This window comes from Halomonas cerina (genome assembly GCF_014192215.1).
GTDB classification, from domain to species: domain Bacteria; phylum Pseudomonadota; class Gammaproteobacteria; order Pseudomonadales; family Halomonadaceae; genus Halomonas; species Halomonas cerina.
This window is the reverse complement of the sequence record NZ_JACHXP010000003.1, coordinates 260,485-278,496: the sequence shown is the minus strand read 5'-3', so window position 1 is coordinate 278,496 and position 18,012 is coordinate 260,485. Positions and strand designations below refer to the sequence as shown.

Annotated in this window: 14 protein-coding genes; 10 read left to right on the top strand and 4 right to left on the bottom strand. The window is 66.7% G+C overall.

The annotated features are described in order from the left end of the window. Positions 1–7: 7 nt before the first annotated feature. A complete protein-coding gene (locus tag FHR94_RS04620) occupies positions 8–1,168 on the bottom strand; it encodes a transporter (RefSeq protein ID WP_183324441.1) in 1,161 nt (386 codons plus the stop codon). A gap of 11 nt (positions 1,169–1,179) precedes the next feature. Beyond that, positions 1,180–2,637 carry a sigma-54 dependent transcriptional regulator gene (locus FHR94_RS04615; protein ID WP_183324485.1) on the bottom strand — a complete coding sequence of 486 codons (1,458 nt, stop codon included), beginning with the start codon at positions 2,635–2,637 and terminating at the stop codon, positions 1,180–1,182. A gap of 619 nt (positions 2,638–3,256) precedes the next feature. On the opposite strand from FHR94_RS04615, the gene FHR94_RS04610 reads away from it, so the two are divergent. The 5 genes from FHR94_RS04610 (at position 3,257) to FHR94_RS04590 (ending at position 7,421) form a co-directional block, all read left to right on the top strand. Further along, positions 3,257–3,943, top strand: coding sequence for an SDR family oxidoreductase (locus FHR94_RS04610; RefSeq protein WP_183324440.1), 687 nt, complete (start codon positions 3,257–3,259; stop codon positions 3,941–3,943). 38 nt (positions 3,944–3,981) lie between these two features. Further along, on the top strand, positions 3,982–5,091 hold the full coding sequence (locus FHR94_RS04605; RefSeq protein WP_343064632.1) for a histone deacetylase family protein: 1,110 nt from the start codon (positions 3,982–3,984) through the stop codon (positions 5,089–5,091). A 130-nt stretch (positions 5,092–5,221) separates the two neighbouring features. Then, positions 5,222–5,698, top strand: coding sequence for a peroxiredoxin (locus FHR94_RS04600; RefSeq protein WP_183324438.1), 477 nt, complete (start codon positions 5,222–5,224; stop codon positions 5,696–5,698). A gap of 303 nt (positions 5,699–6,001) precedes the next feature. After that, positions 6,002–6,853 carry a dienelactone hydrolase family protein gene (locus FHR94_RS04595; RefSeq protein ID WP_183324437.1) on the top strand — a complete coding sequence of 284 codons (852 nt, stop codon included), beginning with the start codon at positions 6,002–6,004 and terminating at the stop codon, positions 6,851–6,853. A gap of 139 nt (positions 6,854–6,992) precedes the next feature. After that, positions 6,993–7,421, top strand: a complete 429-nt coding sequence (locus FHR94_RS04590; RefSeq protein ID WP_183324436.1) for a GFA family protein — start codon at positions 6,993–6,995, stop codon at positions 7,419–7,421. A gap of 63 nt (positions 7,422–7,484) precedes the next feature. Here the strand turns inward: FHR94_RS04590 and cobA are convergent, their stop codons facing one another. Beyond that, positions 7,485–8,408 (bottom strand): uroporphyrinogen-III C-methyltransferase, encoded by a 924-nt coding sequence (gene cobA / locus FHR94_RS04585; RefSeq protein WP_246389823.1) that lies wholly within the window; start codon positions 8,406–8,408, stop codon positions 7,485–7,487. After that, a complete protein-coding gene (locus FHR94_RS04580; protein WP_183324435.1) occupies positions 8,365–11,112 on the bottom strand; it encodes a nitrate reductase in 2,748 nt (915 codons plus the stop codon). The genes cobA and FHR94_RS04580 overlap by 44 nt, the downstream gene beginning before the upstream one ends. A gap of 509 nt (positions 11,113–11,621) precedes the next feature. Here FHR94_RS04580 and FHR94_RS04575 point away from each other — a divergent pair. The 5 genes from FHR94_RS04575 to nirD all read left to right on the top strand — a co-directional run bounded on the left by FHR94_RS04575 (position 11,622) and on the right by nirD (position 17,908). Continuing rightward, complete coding sequence (locus FHR94_RS04575) at positions 11,622–12,215, top strand: ANTAR domain-containing response regulator (RefSeq protein ID WP_183324434.1); 594 nt, start codon at positions 11,622–11,624, stop codon at positions 12,213–12,215. Continuing rightward, positions 12,212–13,240 (top strand): CmpA/NrtA family ABC transporter substrate-binding protein, encoded by a 1,029-nt coding sequence (locus tag FHR94_RS04570; protein ID WP_183324433.1) that lies wholly within the window; start codon positions 12,212–12,214, stop codon positions 13,238–13,240. The genes FHR94_RS04575 and FHR94_RS04570 overlap by 4 nt, the downstream gene beginning before the upstream one ends. 244 nt (positions 13,241–13,484) lie before the next feature. Beyond that, a complete protein-coding gene (locus FHR94_RS04565) occupies positions 13,485–14,801 on the top strand; it encodes an NAD(P)/FAD-dependent oxidoreductase (protein WP_183324432.1) in 1,317 nt (438 codons plus the stop codon). Continuing rightward, a complete protein-coding gene (nirB, locus tag FHR94_RS04560; protein ID WP_183324431.1) occupies positions 14,798–17,302 on the top strand; it encodes a nitrite reductase large subunit NirB in 2,505 nt (834 codons plus the stop codon). Before FHR94_RS04565 ends, nirB begins: the two co-directional genes overlap by 4 nt. Before the next feature lie 201 nt (positions 17,303–17,503). Then, complete coding sequence (gene nirD, locus FHR94_RS04555) at positions 17,504–17,908, top strand: nitrite reductase small subunit NirD (protein ID WP_183324430.1); 405 nt, start codon at positions 17,504–17,506, stop codon at positions 17,906–17,908. Positions 17,909–18,012 lie beyond the last annotated feature (104 nt).

Sequence of the window (18,012 nt, the reverse complement as noted above, 5' to 3'; positions counted from 1 at the left end):
TCCCTGGCTAGAAGGCGTTCATACCGATGGGCATGCGAAGGCTAAGGGTCGTGTCCGGGGCATCCTCGGTGATACCGAGCTCTAGGCCCAGGTTGACGGAGACATCAGGGTTCATCCGATAGGACCATCCTAACAGCAGGGAGCCGACGTTCAGGGTATTGGAATTGACCCGAGTGGTGGTGCCGTCGCTGTTGTTGACATATTCTGTCTCGGTCTCACCGATGAAGTCGTTCTTGTAGCCCAGCGTGAAGGAAGTCCTCGGGTTGATGGAGTAGGCCATGCCAAAGCTCAGCCGAACAACATCCCCAGGATCCACATCATCGATGAATAGATCTTCATCATTCTGGGTAACTTGCTGGTTGACATCATCCTCAAGATGAAAGACATAGCCCAGGTTGGCGAAGTAGACGGCCGGCGCGGAGGGAAGCAGCATGGTGATGCTGGGCTCGATGGAGTGGAAGCCGGTACCTGTTGAAAGTTCCAAAGGGGTGCCAGCACTATTGCGGCGGATATCGAAGGGCCCCTCGCCGGTGGTGCTCTTGTAGCGCAGGTTGCCGATGAAATAGGGCATGCCAGCCAGGCCACGGTTGAACTGATAGTGGGCGGCCACCTCGATATCGCCTAGCGCATCGTTGGATAGCTCACGAGCCAGAGAGAAGTCGGGGTCGACTTCGGAGACCGTGACTCGGTTCGACTCATCCCGGTAGACATAGGGTACCTTCATCTCGAGTTCCAGGCGGTCGGTCAAGCCCAGTCGGCCGGTCAGCGCGGCCGTATAGTTGTCCCGATCGACATCCTGTGCCGTGAACACCCCGATCAGGAGGGTGCTCAATACTTCTACACCCTCGAATGTCATGCGGTTAATGCTCTCATGGGAGTACTGGAATTCCGGCTCCAGTACCAGCCTGCCCTTGGGCGTCAGCACACCGCCATATTCCGCCATGGCCTGGACGTCTGGCTGGACCTGCTGCTCCTCGGGCTCCTGACCAACCGGTTGGATCTGCGTATCCTGTGCCATTTGCTGGGCCATAACAGGCGTGCAGCCGATCATCGATATCAGGCCAGTGGTGTAGAGGATTCTCGTGCCTCGTGAACTCATGACTCCCTTCCTTTTCTTGCTTGAGTAGTGCCTCGTCCGCACGGGAGAGACATGACCGATGTCGATCACAACACCCTTTCCTAATATGAATAGGACTGGTCAGCAGGCGTCTGTGACCTGCCTTCATCATGTTGAGGTTGGTTGAACGAATCCTGATATCGATGGATCGGCCGTTTTCCCTCATCCGCGCCACCGCTCTTGTCGATACGGTGCTTCTCTATAAGCCGATACAGGGTGACGCGTGAGACCCCCAGTTCTCGTGCCGCATGCCGTACCTTGTGCTTGTTGCGTGCCAGGGCAGCCCTGATGGCTTCGGACTCTGCCATGTCGCGTACCTGTTGAAGGGTATCGGCTTCCCGGGAGAGGCCATGGCTTCTTTCCAGCCCCATGTCGGAAGGTGTGATAAGCCTGTGCTCGCACATGACCATGGAACGCCTGACTCGATTGACCAGTTCGCGTATGTTTCCCGGCCAGGGGTACTGCTGCATGACCACCGTACAATCGCGGCTGAACCCATGGACCCGAGATGGCTTTTCAGCAGAAAATTTCCGAAAGAAAAATTGGGCGAGGGGCTCTATGTCCTCCGGATGATCCCTCAGCGCCGGCATCCTGACTTGAAGCACATTGAGCCGGTGATAGAGGTCCTCGCGGAACTCTCCACTGTCCACCGCCTTCTCGAGATCGATGTGGGTAGCAGCCAGAACCCTGACATCGACGGGAATCTCCTGGAGACCACCGACGCGAAATACCTTGAGGTTTTCCAAGAAACGAAGCAGGTTGACTTGCATGTCCAGGGGCAGGTCGCCGATCTCGTCGAGAAAAAGCGTCCCTCCCTGTGAGCTCTCTATGATGCCTATCTTGCGGTGGTTGGCGCCGGTGAAGGCTCCCCTCTCATGACCGAAGAGCTCGGACTGAATGAGTCCGGATGGTAGAGCCCCACAATTGACGACGTTGAACGGGCCATGATGTCGGGATGAATGAACATGGATGGCATGGGCCGTGAGTTCCTTCCCCGTGCCGGATTCTCCGGTAATAAGTACGGGGGCATCGGCGGCGGCCACCTTGTAGATGGTTCGGTAGAGTTGCTGCATGACCGGGCTTTCACCTACCATATGATATTCGTCGCCCGGGCAGGAAAGCGTCGGGATAGGGTGAGCTTCATGGAGACTTGCCATGTCCAGCGCACTCTCCAGCAAGATATCGAGTTTTTTTACATCGGTGGGGTGAGCTTGATAGGCGTAGCAGGCATTATAGATCAGGTCGCGAACCTTGTCGTGTTGTAATGCATCACGATCGATGATGGCTACCCATTGTATCTGCGATAAGCCGGACCTCCAATCGAGTTCAAAGGGAAGCGAGGATACCGACGGTACGATGGTGGTCAAGCCGACCTTGCAGGCTTCTCCGTTTAATAATTTCATCGCTTCCTGCGCATTATTGGCATGGTGGATCGACCATCCATAACCTGAAAGCTGCTGCAGTGTGACCTGAAGAGATGCTGCGTTTCCTACTATCATGAGTTGCCTGGATGGTTCCATGATGATCACGTTCCCTCATGGTTGCTGGCAACCATTGCTGTTGGTGATCAGGCCCTGCGAAAGGCGAGTCATTCCCCACGGGTCTTGACCGCGTGTCATGATTTTTTATGTCCCCGCAGGCAGCTGTCATCTTCCTGACCTCTGGGCCGGAAGATAGACCAATCTTAGCCCCTCGGCCACGGTGTTATCGTGGTACTGGGGTGACAGAATAAGTGTTGGTCGATCTCGAATGATTGTAAAGTCGGTCACTATTCAGACGCTGCCGTCAGGGAAATCTCACGCCTGAGTTTAATCGCGTCTTATTAATGTAGCCTTAGGCGCTATAACTGGAACATTTGAGACTTCCCCATGTCCCGGCTTCCTTCGCTTGTCGCTATCGTTACCGTTGTGATGGTCCCACGAGAGGCCGCCGGATCGAACATCCGCTGCCTGATGACCTGACCGTCAGGTCGTGAAGACGTCAACAAGGATAGTAATCCTAGGAGGTACCGAGCTCACTTGCCTGGACTGAAATGAGATTCAATCTCTAATATGCGTTTGCCCTGGTGTCCGCACGTTGCAGCGCTCTCATCCTGTGGCCATGCTATAGGCTGATCCGACACCCAGAGAGGAGAGGACGATGCAGGACAGAGTCATGCTCATCACCGGAGCCTCCAGCGGGATCGGGGCCGCCACCGCCCGCGCCGCCGCCCGGGAAGGTCACCGGCTGATCCTGGCCGCCCGCTCTACCGAGCGGCTGGACACGCTGGCCCGGGAGCTCGGGCCCGAGAAGGTGATGACGGTCACGCTCGACGTAACCTCGCTGGCCGCCCAGCAAGCCATGGTGGAACAGGCCCTAGAGCGTTTCGGGCGGATCGATGCGGTATTCGCCAACGCGGGACGTGGCGGCTCTCCGGGCGGCTTCAGTGGTGCCGACCACGAAGCGTGGCGCGACATGATCCTGACCAACATCTACGGCGTCGGCCTCACCGTACAGGCCACCCTGCCGGCCCTGCGGCGCAGCCGTGGCCACATGCTGCTCACCGGTTCGGCGGCTGGCCGCGCCACCATTCCCGGCTCGATGTACGGCGCCACCAAGTGGGCAGTGACCGGCATCGGCTACAACCTGCGCGAGGAACTGCGCGGCAGCGGCATCCGGGTGACCCTGATCGAACCCGGCATGGTCGACACCCCCTTCTTCGATGAGCCACCGGAACACGCCCTGGAGCCGCGCGACATCGCCAACGCGGTGATCTATGCGGTCAACCAGCCGGCCCATGTGGACATCAACGAGATCCTGGTGCGCCCCACGCCCCCGGTGGAGTAGCCACCTCCTTCATGATCGGCGCGACAGGAGCCCAGCCCGTGAGTGACGACAACCGCGTGATCGCGTTCTATGATGCCCGTGTCCTGGACCATCAGCCGGATGGCGACGCCCCCTTCCTTCCCGGTCGCATGGATCGCCGCATTCGTCAACTGATCGCGAGCCTGAACATCCCCTGGAAGTATCCCGAGCATCCCGGCCGTCTTTCCGCCATCCTCGACCTGCTCGAGCGCGAACCGATTCCCGGGCTGCGCTTCGAGGCCGGCGCGGCCGCGACCCGGGAGCAACTCGCCCGGGTGCACACCACCGCCTACCTGGAACGCCTGCATTCCCTGCGCGGCCTGAATGCCTGGCTGGATGTGGACACCACCGCGGTCTCTCCCGGCAGCATCGATGCCGCCGAGGTCGCCGCCGGCACGGCCATTGCCGCCGTCGAGGCGGTGATGACGGGGCGCACCGACAGCGCCTTCGCCCTGGTACGTCCCCCCGGCCATCATGCCGAGCCGGTCCGTGCCCGGGGCTTCTGCCTGCTCAACAACGTGGCGGTAGCCGCCGAGCATGCCCGGGCCACGCTGGGCTGCCAGCGGGTACTGATCATCGACTGGGACGCCCACCATGGCAACGGCACCCAGGACATCTTCTGGGCCGACCCGGACGTGATGCTCTTTGATATCCACCGGGCCGCTCCCTACTACCCTGGCTCGGGACGACTCGAGGACGTCGGCGTAGGGCTCGGGGAAGGTACCACCATCAATGTCCCCCTGCCACCCGGGACGGGTGACCAGGCCTATCTAAAGGCCTTCCGCGAGATCCTCATCCCCGCGGTGGAATGGTTCCGGCCCGATCTGATTCTGGTCTCCGCGGGTTTCGATCCCCACTGGCACGACCTGGCCCTCAATGTCTCCTACGAGGGCTTCGGCGCGATGACCGGGCTGCTCCAGGAGATTGCCCGCGAGCACTGTGATGGCCACCTGGTTTTCGTGCTGGAAGGGGGCTATAACCTCGAGTCGCTTTCCCACGGCGTGAGGGCGGTGCTGTCGGTACTCGCCGGCCAGGCCCCCCCCCAGCCCGGCATCTGCGGGGTGGCCGAGGTGGAAGCCGCGGCGGCCTTCCATCGCCCGGCCTTCACCCTGGACGACCCGCCATCGTGACCCGGCCGGTCGCCGGCATTTCCCGGAGCACCGCGACGACTGCTACATTAGCGTGGCGCCCGGGCCTCGGCCCGGGCGACATGATCCTCTCGATATGCCATCCACCCGACCGACAAGAGGTAAAACCCCCATGACGATCTCCAAGGGCGACCGCATCCCCGATGTCACCATCAAGACCAACGGCTCCCAGGGGCCGGAGGACCTGAGCACCGGAGACTTCTTCGCCGGCCGCAAGGTGGTGCTGTTCGCCGTTCCCGGCGCCTTCACGCCGGGATGCTCCAATACCCACATGCCCGGTTTCGTGGTCCGCGCCGACGATATCCTGGCCAAGGGGGTCGATGCCATCGCCTGCATGGCGGTCAATGACGCCTTCGTGATGGGCGCCTGGCAAAAGGACCAGAACGCCCAACAGATCACCATGCTCGCCGATGGCAATGCCGAGCTTACCCGCGCCTTGGGCCTGGAACTGGATGCCAGCGCCGGCGGCATGGGAATGCGCTGCAAGCGTTTCGCGCTGATCGCCAACGACGGCGTGGTGGACTATCTGGGCGTCGATGCCAAGGGCGTGGAGCAAAGCAGCGCCGAGACCATCCTCGAACAGCTCTGATCTCGCCTCCCCCTGCCTGGGGCCGGTGATCTGGCCGGCCCTGCTGCCCGAGGGCCCTCCGCTTGCCCCTGTTGCCACCCGAGCACACTTCCTTTCCACCCGCGCACTTCCATACGACCCGCCAGATTGAACGGCCGTTGGCCCGCCTCGCGTCGACGTCACCCCGGCCATACCCCACCCGCAAGCACATACCGACCGGCCAATTCGTGTAGGATACCGCCGGACCCGCTATATTAAAAAATCATGAAACGATCCGGACAGCTGACCTCACCGAGGACATCCGCCACCGGCAAGGAGACCCCCATGCGCCCTCTCATGCTTGCATTGTGCCTGGTGACCGGTCTGGTCGCGGCCGGCAATGTCGCCGCGGCACAGCCGCCGACTTCCTCCGAGACCCTGGAGGTCAACGTCATGACGGGGCCACGCGTCACCAGCGAGGTCCTCGACTATGCCACCGGCGGCATCACCTATCAGGGCTACCTGGCACGCAATGCCGGTCTCGAGGGTCCACAACCGGCGGTACTGGTGGTCCATGAGTGGTGGGGGCTGGACAGTTACGCCCGGGCGCGTGCCAACCAGCTGGCCGCCCTGGGATTCGTGGCCTTCGCGGTAGACATGTACGGCAATGGCCAGTTGGCCTCGCACCCAGATGAAGCGCAGGCGTTCTCGCGCCAGGTGATGGAGGACTGGCCCGCCGCGCGTGCCCGGCTGGAAGCGGCCATGGCCAGGCTCGCCGAGCACCCGGCGGTAGACGGCAGTCGTATCGCGGCGATCGGCTACTGTTTCGGGGGCAGCGTGGTGATGAACATGGCCCTGGCCGGTATGCCGATTGAGGCCGCCATCAGCTTCCACGGCGTGCCGACCCAGTCGGTGAGCACGCCACAGGCGTTCACGGGAAAGGTCCAGATCCACAACGGGGCCGAGGACCCGTTCGTCGAACATCACGGCCTACTGGAGATGGCCCGGGCCCTCAAAAGGCAAGGTGCCGTCGTCGAGGTGATCAACTATCCTCGAGCCAGCCACGGCTTTTCCAACCCGCACGCCGATGCCATGGCCGCCGAGCATGACCTGCCGCTGGCCTACGGGGCAGCCGCCGATGCGGCCTCCTGGCAGTCGGCGCTGCTGGCGCTGGATGCCGCCCTCAACGATACCTGATATGTCCGGCAGGCCTCGCGACAGGATCCGGCTCCGTCTCGAACGAAGCCGGCAAACCGGGCGGCGACCGTCGGCGTGCCGGGGCCGCGATCGCCGCGCCTCCCCCTACCCCGGCCAGCAGTCAAGCGAGGAAGATGCCATGAAAGATGGAATAACGGCGCGCGGCAGCTGCCTTTGCGGAGCCGTGCGCCTGACCCTTGAGGCCACCCGCCAGAACGTTGGCGCCTGCCACTGCCGGATGTGCCGCACTTGGGGCGGCGGCCCACTGCTGGCACTGGAGACGGTGTCACGGGTCGACATAGAGGGCGGGGACAGCATCACGCTCTATGCCTCCTCGGACTGGGCCGAGCGGGCCTTCTGCCGCCACTGCGGCACCCACCTCTTCTATCGTCTGAAGACCGGCGACCACTACGCCGTGCCGGCCGGCCTGGTTGACGACGGCGAGGCCTGGACCCTCGATTCGCAGATCTTCATCGACGAGAAACCGGCTTGGTACCACTTCGGCAACGAGACCCGCAACCTGACCAGCCGCGAGGTTTTCGAGGCCTTCCTGGGACGCGAGCCCTGAGGGTGCCTTGCAGTCGCCAACCAATCGGCACCGCCCGCCCAAGCAAGCCGGAGACACATCCCCTCAGCGAGTCGCGTCAGTATAGATATCCGCCGCCGGGCTGGTTGCGACCATGCGCACCACGCTGCCCACCACGATCAGGCAGGGTGACGGCAGCGGGTGAGCGGCGAGCTGCTCCGGCATATCGGCCAGGGTGCCGGTCAGCGCCGCCTGCTCGGGCAGGCTGGCGTGGGCCACCAGCATGATCGGCCAGTCGTCGGGCAGCCCGGCGCCGCGCAGGCCGGCACAGATCGCCTCGACCTTGGCCAGCCCCATGTAGAACACCAGGGTCTCGTCGCGGCGTGCCAGCGAGGCCCAGTCGGGGGTTCCTTCCGTCCGACACAGCTGCGCGGTGATAAAGCGCAGCTGCTGGGCGTGGGCGCGGTCGGTGAGCGGGATGCCCATGCCGGCACAGGCCGCCGAGGCGGCGGTGATGCCGGGCACGATCTCGGCCGGCACCCCGGCCTCGGCGAGCGCAGAGAGTTCCTCGCCCATACGCCCGAACACCCCGGGATCGCCCCCCTTGAGGCGCACCACCACCTTGCCCTGCCCCGCCAGCTCGACCAGCAGCGCGCCGATCTCGGCCTGGGGCACGCTGTGATGGCCACGGGCCTTGCCCACGTAGTAGCGCTCGCGGCCGGCAGGGATCAGCGCCAGCACCTCATCGCCGACCAGGCGGTCGTAGACCACGGCGTCGGCCTGGGCGAGCAGCCGCGCCGCCTTCAGCGTCAGCAGCTCGACGTCGCCGCTGCCGGCGCCCACCAGGTAGACGCTACCCGGGCGACACTCGCCGCGCCGCGGCAGCTGGGTCGCGCCGTCATCAGGCCGCGCGCCCTTGAGATCGGCCAGAAAGCGCGTGGCGCCCGCACCCAGCCGCGCCAAGACGGCGAAGGGACGCATGCCGTCAAGCAACTTGAACGGCTTCAGGGGTCTGTTCAGAGCGCACATGGGGCCCCTCCTCTTCGCTACTTTCTTCAATAAGGGATTTCAGTTCGGGAATGCAGCTGCCGCACTGGGTGCCGCAGGCGAGTCGCGCGCCCAGCGCCTCGACGCTGGCGTCGCCCGCGCGAATGGCGGCGACGATGGCGGCCTGGCCCACCTGGTGGCAGCTGCAGACCAGCGGGCCGTTGGCGGCACCACCGTCATCGCAGCCGGCCAGCAGCCGACGGCGACGCCCGTCCTCCAGGGGCAGGCCCTCGGCCGCCTCGGCGAAGCGTGCGTCGAGCCAGGCCAGGCCCGGCAGCTCGGCGGGCGGCCCCACCATCAGCCACCAGCGCAAGCGGCCGTCCTCGAGGCCGGCCGCCCGCCAGCGGCCGGTGGCGGGATCGTCGCACCACAGCGAGGCCGGCACCGGCAGGCTCTCGGTGAGGCGGGCCAGCCCCGCCTCGCCCTCGCCCCAGGCCAGCTGCCAGCGGTCGGCATGGCCCAGCGGGATCCGCGTCCAGTAGTCGGCGCTCTGCCGCACGGTTTCGCTGACCTCGAGATCCCCCGCGACCAGCAGGGTGGCCTCGCAGGCCGTGGCCAGCGGCGTCACCGCCACGGCGCCGTGCTTGGCCTCGGGCTGGCCGGAGAGCGGGTCGACATGGGCCGCGAGCAGGCTGCCGGCCAGGGCCCGGGCCGAGAAGCGATCGGTCCAGTGGATGGGCACGAACACCTCGCCGCGTCGCTGGCCGCGCGACAGCCGGACCCGGCCACGGTACTCGCCGGTGGCACTGGTCAGGCGCGCCAGCTGCTGGTCGCCGAGCCCGAGCGCCTGGGCATCTTCCGGGGCGATTTCGATGAAGGGTTCGGCCCGGTGGTTCATCAGCCGGGCCGCGCGGCCGGTGCGGGTCATGGTATGCCACTGGTCGCGCACGCGTCCGGTGTTGAGCCGCAGCGAATGGGTCGCGTCGAGCGCCTGGACGGGCCCCCGCGGACGCACCGGAAAGAGCCTGGCGCGCCCATCGGCGGTGGCGAAGCGACCATCCTCGAACAGCCGGGCGGTGCCATGGGGGACGTCGGCGGTCACCGGCCACTGGATCGGCGCCAGGGCGTCGTAGCCCTCGCGATCCAGCGCGGCCAGCGCCGAGATATCGAACATCCGGGCACGATGGCCCGGGTGGTCGGGCGCGTTCTCGAAGCCGGAGAGCCGCGCGTGCTCGGCGAAGATCTCGGCGGGATGCTCGTAGGCGAAGGCCTCGCCGTAGCCCAGGCGATGGGCGACCTGGGCGATGATCCACCAGTCGTGGTGCGCCTCGCCGGGCGGCAGCAGCAGCCCGCGCTGGCGCGAGATGCGCCGCTCGGAGTTGGTCACGGTGCCGTTCTTCTCCGACCACGACGAGGCCGGCAGCACGATATCGGCATAGGGCATAAGGTCGGTGTCGGCCATGCACTCGGAGACGATCACCAGCGGGCACTTCGCCAGCGCCGCGCGCACGCGGTTGGCGTCGGGCAAGCTGACCGCTGGGTTGGTGGCCATCACCCACAGTGCCTGGACCTCGCCACGTTCGATGGCCTCGAACAGCTCGACGGCCTTGTGCCCCGGCCCCTCGGGCAGAGTCGGTGTCAACGACGCCTTGCTCCAGAAACGGGTGACGCGCTGGATAGCGCCAGGTGAGTCATAGTCCATATGGGCGGCCAGCTGGTTGGCCAGGCCGCCCACCTCGCGGCCGCCCATGGCGTTGGGCTGGCCGGTGATCGAGAAGGGCCCGGCGCCGGGCAGGCCGATCTTGCCGCCGGCCAGGTGGCAGTTGATGATGGCGTTGCACTTGTCGGTGCCGCTGGACGACTGGTTGATGCCCTGGGAATAGAGGGTCACCACGTGCAGCTGGCTGGCGAACCAGTAGAAGAAGGTCTCCAGGCGCTCCGCGTCGACATCGCAGTCGGCGGCGATGGCCTCGACGGTACAATCGTCCTCGCGGGCCGCGGCCAGCGCCTCGTCGAGCCCCCGGGTGTGCTGCTCCAGGTAGATGGTGTCGAGCTTGCCCTTGTCGGCCATCCAGGCCAGCAGGCCATTAAACAGCCGCGCGTCGCTGCCGGGCGCAAGCCCCAGGTAGAGGTCGGCGATCTCGCAGCTGTCGGTGACCCTAGGATCGATCACCACCACCCGCATCAGCGGGTTGCGGGTCTTGGCGGTGCGCAGGCGCTGGTAGAGCACCGGGTGGTTCCAGGCCAGGTTGGAGCCCACCAGCACCACCAGCTCGGCCTCCTCCAGGTCCTCGTAGCTGCAGGGCACGGCGTCGGCACCCAGCGAGCGCTTGTAGGCGGCCACCGCCGAGGCCATGCACAGCCGCGAGTTGGTATCCAGGTGGGGCGTGCCGATAAAGCCCTTGAACAGCTTGTTGGCGACATAATAGTCCTCGGTGAGCAGCTGGCCGGACAGGTAGGCCGCCACGGCCTGGTCGCCGGCGGCATCGCGGGTGGCCTGCAGCCGCTCGGCCACGGCGTCGAGCGCGGTGTCCCAGTCGACTTCGACGCCGTCGACCCGGGGACGGGTCAGGCGGCCATGCTCGCCTAGGGTCTCGGCGAGCGCCGAGCCCTTGACGCATAGCCGTCCGTAGTTGGCCGGATGGTCACCGTCGCCCTCCACATCGGTCAGGCGATCGTCATCGACGTGAGCCAGCACGCCACAGCCGACGCCGCAGTAGGGACAAGTCGTTCGGGCCTGGTGCATGGCATACCTCATTGGTTGTGCAAAAAGAAAAGGCGCCCACCCTCGGTGACCCGCAGGTTCCCGAGGCTGGACGCCGTTGTCATGTTGCCGGGTGGCTCATTGCGGGACCCCACGTTGGCTCCCGGCTTGAGCTGCCACCACGTATTGCCACAATCTCACTTATTCAATCTCATGCAATCCATATGCCATGCCTTACCCGAGGACGGCCTCCTGCCCATGGCGAGGGGCCTCGCGGCGACCGACAGTGGGCCGCCGGATCAAGACGGTAGGGATATAACGCACCATGGCCTCGCTTCTGACGCGGCTTTCGCACCAGAGGAAGGCAGGCTGCACCGCTCCCCACGCCAGGGGGTCGGACAGCCGCCTGGGGAGCAGGTCGGCACCCAACGGCCACGACGTGGCGCCGTTGCCCTTTCGTAGTGCACCTCCCCTATCGCCCGCCAGGCACTGGAACATTCCTTGCATGAAACCTGCCAGACATTCACCGCCAATATCACGAGCCCAACACCATGCCACCACCACTCAAGGTCCTGCTCGTCGACGATGAGGTCGTACGGGCCGCCATGGTCGAGGAAGCCCTGATCCACGAGGGTCACCAGGTCATCTGTCGCCTGCCGAGCCCGGCCAGCCTCAACGAGATGGTCGCCCGCCACCAGCCCGATGTGGTGATCATCGACATGGAGTCCCCGGACCGCGATACCCTCGACAGCATGGCCGTACTGAATCGCGAGAATCCCCGCCCGGTGGTGTTCTTCGCCGACCAGCACGACCCCGACACCATGCAGGCGGCGTTGAAGTCCGGCGTCAGCGCCTATGTGGTCGACGGCCTGGTGCCTGGCCGGGTCAAAGCCATCATCGAGGTGGCCATCGCCCGTTTCGATGCCTTCCAGTCGATGCGCCGCGAACTCGACAAGGCCCGTAACCAGCTGGCCGACCGCAAGCGTATCGAGCGCGCCAAGGGACTGCTGATGAAGCACCAGGACTGCGACGAGGAACAGGCCTATCGCATGCTGCGCAAGCTCGCCATGGACCGCGGCCAGCGCATCGCCGCCGTCGCCGACAGCGTCATCGACATCCTCGAACGCCTGGAGAAAGGCTCATGACCCCATTGCAAGATGCTGAGCTCACACGGCTAACGCTGGGTTTCGTTCCGCTGCTGGACGCGGCCCTGCCGATTATCGCCCGGGAGGGCGGCTTCTTCGCCGCCGAGGGACTCGAGGTCACGCTCTCCCGAGAGAATGCCTGGTCGACGCTGCGCGACAAGGTCGCCGCCGGCCTGCTCGACGGCGCCCAGATGCTCGCCCCGCTGCCACTGGCCATGAGCCTGGGGCTGGGGCGTGCCCCCTGCGACACCCTCGCGCCGATCACCCTGAGCCGCAACGGCAACACCATTACCCTGTCCCGTACGCTGGCCGAGCGCTGCGGCGCCGACTACCGCGATGCGCCGGCCGACAGCGCCCGGGCGCTGGGCGCCTGGCTCACCGACCACCCCGAGCGGCGGCCCCGCCTGGGCATGGTCTACCCCTTCTCCTGCCAGCACTACCAGTTGCGCCAGTGGCTCGCCCTGGGCGGCATCGACCCCGACCGCGATGTCGAGCTGGCGGTGCTGCCGCCACCACGCATGGTCGAGGCCATGCAGGCCGGCGAGATCGACGGCTTCTGCGTCGGCGAGCCCTGGGGCAGCCTGGCCCAGCACCGGGGAGGCGGTCGCATCGTCGCCACCGGCGCCCAGCTCTGGCCGGACCACCCCGAGAAGGTCCTCGGGGTCACCGCGTCCTGGGCCGAGCGCCACCCCGCGACTCTCGCCGCCCTGATCCGTGGCCTGACCGGGGCCGCCGACTGGCTCGGGGCCTCGCCCGAGCATGCCCGCCAGGCACGCGACTGGCTGGCCCTGCCGCCCTACCTGGACCGGGCCGTGAGCCATCTCGAGACGCTGGCACCCGACACGGGCCCGGCACGCCAACGGCTCGGCGGCGACCTGCGCCCCTCCCCCGCGGCCATGGCCGCCATGGCCGCCCACCTCGACCAGGCGCTGCGGGCCCGCGGTGGCCGGCTGGCCCCCGCCCGACTGTCGGCCTGTTACAGCCCCGTGCATTTCGATGCCGCCACGCACCAGGAGCGTGCATAAGACCCGTCCGAGCGGCGGCGGGCATCCCGCCGCCGTCCGCCACGATGGATACAATTATTTGATTTTATTGAAACGAACCAAGAATTGGCCCGGTAATTGAAAGCCTGTAAGTAACCGGAGCGGGCCCCCAGGCCTCTCCCTCGCGATCAACGGCGATCGCCCACCGAATTCCAGACGAAGACGTCTCCGCGCCCCCGATGCCAGGGGGTGCCGAGGCGTCTTTCGCGTTTCAGGAGGTTTCGACATGTGCCCCGATGCCCTTCCCAGACCCGTCTCGCCCCAGCATCCCATCGAGCACCTGGTGATCGTCGGCAACGGCATGGCCACCCAGCGCCTGGTCGAGACGCTCGTGCGCCAGGCCGCCGCGCCGCGCCGCATCACCGTGATCGGCGAGGAGCGCTGCCCGGCCTACAACCGCATCCTGCTCTCGCCCTGGCTGGCCGGCGACATGACCCATGACGACCTGCGCCTGCCCGAGATCGCCGGCCAGGCCGGCATCGCCCTGAGCACCCGGCTCGGCGAGCGGGTGACCCGGATCGACCGAGCCCGGCGCCGGGTGCTGACCGAACGCGGCGAGGCCATCGCCTATGACCGGCTGGTACTGGCCACGGGATCGCGTACCTCCCTGCCGCCGGTGCCGGGCATCGAGCTGGCCGGCGTCGGCGGCTTCCGTGATCTGGACGACGCCGAGGCCCTGGCCGAGGCCGCGCAGCGCGGTGGCCGCGGCCTGGTGGTCGGCGGCGGCCTGCTGGGCCTGGAGGCCGCCGAGGGCCTGCGTCAGCGCGGCATGCGGGCTCGCGTGCTCCAGCGCAGCGAGCGCCTGATGAACCGCCAGCTCGATGCCACCGCCGCGACGCTGCTGCGCCGCGAGCTGGAGGGCCGCGGGCTGGAGATCGCCACCGGCGTCGAACTGGCCGCCCTGGAGGACGACGGCCACGGCCATGTCGCGGCCGCACGCCTGGCCTCGGGGGAGCGACTGCCCGCCGATCGCGTGGTCATCGCCGCCGGCATCACGCCCAACGCCGAGCTCGGCCGGGAGGCCGGCCTGGCCTGCGACCGCGCCATCCGGGTCGATGCCTGGCTGACCACCTCCGACCCGGCCATCCATGCCCTCGGCGAGTGCTGCCAGGTCGGGACCCGCACCTTCGGGCTGGTCGAGCCGATCTGGCAGCAGGTCGAGGTGCTGGCCCGTCACCTGTCCGGGGAAGCGACGGCGGGCTTCGTTGACGCCCCGACGGCCACCAAGCTCAAGGTCGGCGGCGTGTCCCTCTATGCCTTCGGCCCCACCGAGGCCGCGCCGGGCCAGGAGGCCCTGACCTATCACGACCCGCAGCAGGGCGAATACCGCCGCCTGCTGCTGCGCGACGGCCGCCTGGAGGGTGCCGTGCTCTATGGCGACACCGCCATGGGGCCCTGGCTCTTCACCCAGGCCCGGGCCGGCACCCGACTGGACGCCGCCCGGCAGGCCCTGGCCCTCGGCCAGGCCGACGTCGAGGCCCTGCTCGCCGAGCACGAGACCCCTCTCCGAGACACCGATAGCCCCGAGAAGGAGGCCGCATGAACACGCCCCATTCCGAGAAACACCACCTGATCATCATCGGTAACGGCATGGTCGGCCACCACCTGGTCGAGCAGCTCATCGAACGGGGTGCCACCGATCGGTACTGCATCACGGTCTTCGGCGAGGAGCGTCACCGTGCCTACGATCGCGTCCACCTGTCCGAGTATTTCAGTGGTCGGGACGCCCAGTCGCTGGCCATGTGCGACGCCGACCTCTATGCCGAGAACGGCATCGAGCTGCGCCTGAACGAGGCGGTGACCGCCCTCGACCGCGATGCCGGCGAGGTGGTCACCGAGGCCGGCCGCTACGCCTACGATCGGGTCGTGCTGGCCACCGGCTCCTACCCCTTCGTGCCGCCGATTCCCGGCAACGACCGCGACAACTGCCTGGTCTACCGCACCCTGGACGACCTCGATGCCATCCGCGCCGCGGCCGAGACGGCCACCACCGGCGTGGTGGTCGGCGGCGGCCTGCTGGGCCTGGAGGCCGCCAACGCCCTGCGCGGCCTCGATCTCGACACCGCGGTGGTCGAGTTCGCCCCCCGCCTGATGCCGATGCAGGTCGACGCCGAGGGCGGCGAGCTGCTGCGCGAGAAGATCGAGGCCCTGGGCGTCCAGGTGCTGACCGGCCGGGCCACCCAGCATATCGAGGACGGCGAGGCCAGCTTCCACCGCATGGTCTTCCAGGACGACAAGGTGCTGGAGACCGACCTGATCGTGTTCTCCGCCGGTATCCGTCCCCGCGACGAACTGGCCCGGGACGCCGCCCTGGAGATGGGCGAGCGCGGCGGCGTGGTGATCGACGACCGCTGCCTGACCAGCGACCCGGCGATCCTGGCCATCGGCGAGGTGGCGCTGTGGAACAACAGCATCTTCGGCCTGGTGGCCCCCGGCTACCAGATGGCCAAGGCCGCCGCCGACACCCTGCTGGGTGGCGAGCTGACCTTCGCGGGCGCCGACATGAGCACCAAGCTCAAGCTGCTCGGCGTCGACGTGGGCGCCATCGGCGACGCCCACGGCAACCAGAATCCCGGCGCGCGGCTGTTCCGCTACCTGGACGAGATCAAGCAGGAATACCGCAAGCTGGTGGTCTCCAGCGACGGCAGGAAGCTGCTCGGCGCCATGCTGGTGGGCGACAACGCCACCTACGACACCCTGATGCAGTACTACAGCAACGGCCTGGAGCTGCCCGAGGACCCGGCCGCGCTGATCCTGCCCGCTACCGAGGGGGCGCCGACCCTGGGCGCCGACGCCCTGCCCGAGGGCGCGACCATCTGCTCGTGCCACAACGTCACCAAGGGGTCGATCTGCGCGACCCTCGACGCCGGCGCCACCGACCTGGGCGCCGTCAAGGCCGAGACCAAGGCGAGCACCGGCTGCGGCGGCTGCGCGGCCCTGCTCAAGAGCGTGGTCGACCACGAGCTGGAGGCCCGCGGCGTGGAGGTCGACCAGTCGATCTGCGAGCACTTCGCCCACACCCGCCAGGAGCTTTACGACATCGTTCGCGTCGAGGGAATCAAGACCTTCGGCGAGCTGATCGGCAAGCACGGACAGGGCCTGGGTTGCGACATCTGCAAGCCGGCGGCGGCCTCGATCCTGGCCTCCTGCTTCAACGAGCCGATCACCGACGCCGCGCATATCCCGCTGCAGGACACCAACGACACCTTCATGGCCAACATGCAGAAGAACGGCACCTACTCGGTGGTGCCGCGTGTCGCCGGCGGCGAGATCACCCCGGACAAGCTGGTGGTGCTGGGCCAGGTGGCCCAGAAGTACGACCTCTACACCAAGATCACCGGCGGCCAGCGCATCGACCTGTTCGGCGCCCGCCTCGAGGACCTGCCCGACATCTGGGGCGAGCTGATCGCGGCCGGCTTCGAAACCGGTCACGCCTATGGCAAGTCGGTGCGCACCGTGAAGTCCTGCGTGGGCAGCACCTGGTGCCGCTACGGCGTGCAGGACAGCGTGGGCATGGCGATCCGGCTCGAGCACCGCTACAAGGGCTTGCGCTCGCCGCACAAGCTCAAGTTCGCGGTCTCCGGCTGCACCCGCGAGTGCGCCGAGGCCCAGAGCAAGGACGTCGGGGTGATCGCCACCGAGCACGGCTGGAATCTCTACGTGTGCGGCAACGGCGGCATGCGCCCGCGCCACGCCGAGCTCTTCGCCACCGACCTGGACGACGAGCAGCTGATCAAGATCATCGACCGTTTCCTGATGTTCTACGTGCGTACCGCCGACCGCCTGCAGCGCACCTCGGTATGGCGCGAGAACCTCGAAGGTGGCCTGGACTACCTCAAGGAGGTGGTGCTCGAGGACAGCCTGGGGATCAATGAGGAGCTCGAGGCGCAGATGCAGACCGTCATCGACAACTACGCGTGCGAGTGGGCGGATGCCATCCAGGATCCGGAGAAGCTCAAGCGCTTTCGCAGCTTCGTCAACGACGCACGCCCCGATCCGGACATCATCGTCACCGAGGAGCGTGGACAGCTGCGGCCCGCCTGACATTGCCCCTGCCAGAGGAAAAGCGATACGAGTCGTGTAGGTCGGGTAAGCGAGCTTGCGAGCGCACCCGACAGACCAGGTCGACAGCGTCTCCGCCACGTCGGATGCGCCTTCGGCTTATCCGACCTACTGACTCCCACCTTCCTTCGGCAGGCCCCTCGGGCCCTGTTCCGGCAGAATCGTCAACCAGAGGAGTTTTCCATGACCACCGCAACCGCAGAAGCCCCGACCATGACCCAGACCTGGCAGACCCTGTGTAACAAGGCCGATCTGGTGCCCTTCTCCGGCGTCGCCGCCTGGATCGAGACGAGCGAGGGGCCGGTCCAGATGGCGCTGTTCTATCTTCCCTGCGGCCCGAACACGCCGGCAGAGGCCGGCCACGCCACCGAGCTCTACGCCGTGGACCATCGCGATCCCTTCTCGGGGGCCAACGTCATCGCCCGCGGCATCGTCGGTGATATCCAAGGCGAGCCCGTGGTGGCCTCGCCGCTCCACAAGCAGCACTTCCGGCTCACCGATGGCCAGTGCCTGGAGGACGATGCCGTCAAGCTGCGCACCTGGCCGGTGTGCTTCGACGGCGACCGGGTGGTGATCGACGTCCGCTGAAGGTACCGGCCATCCGGACGACACCGGCCTCTACTCCCTTGCGGGGCCACTCGGGAACATCGCCATCCGGGAACGCGCCCCCCTGCCGCTGTGTGCCTCCGCGG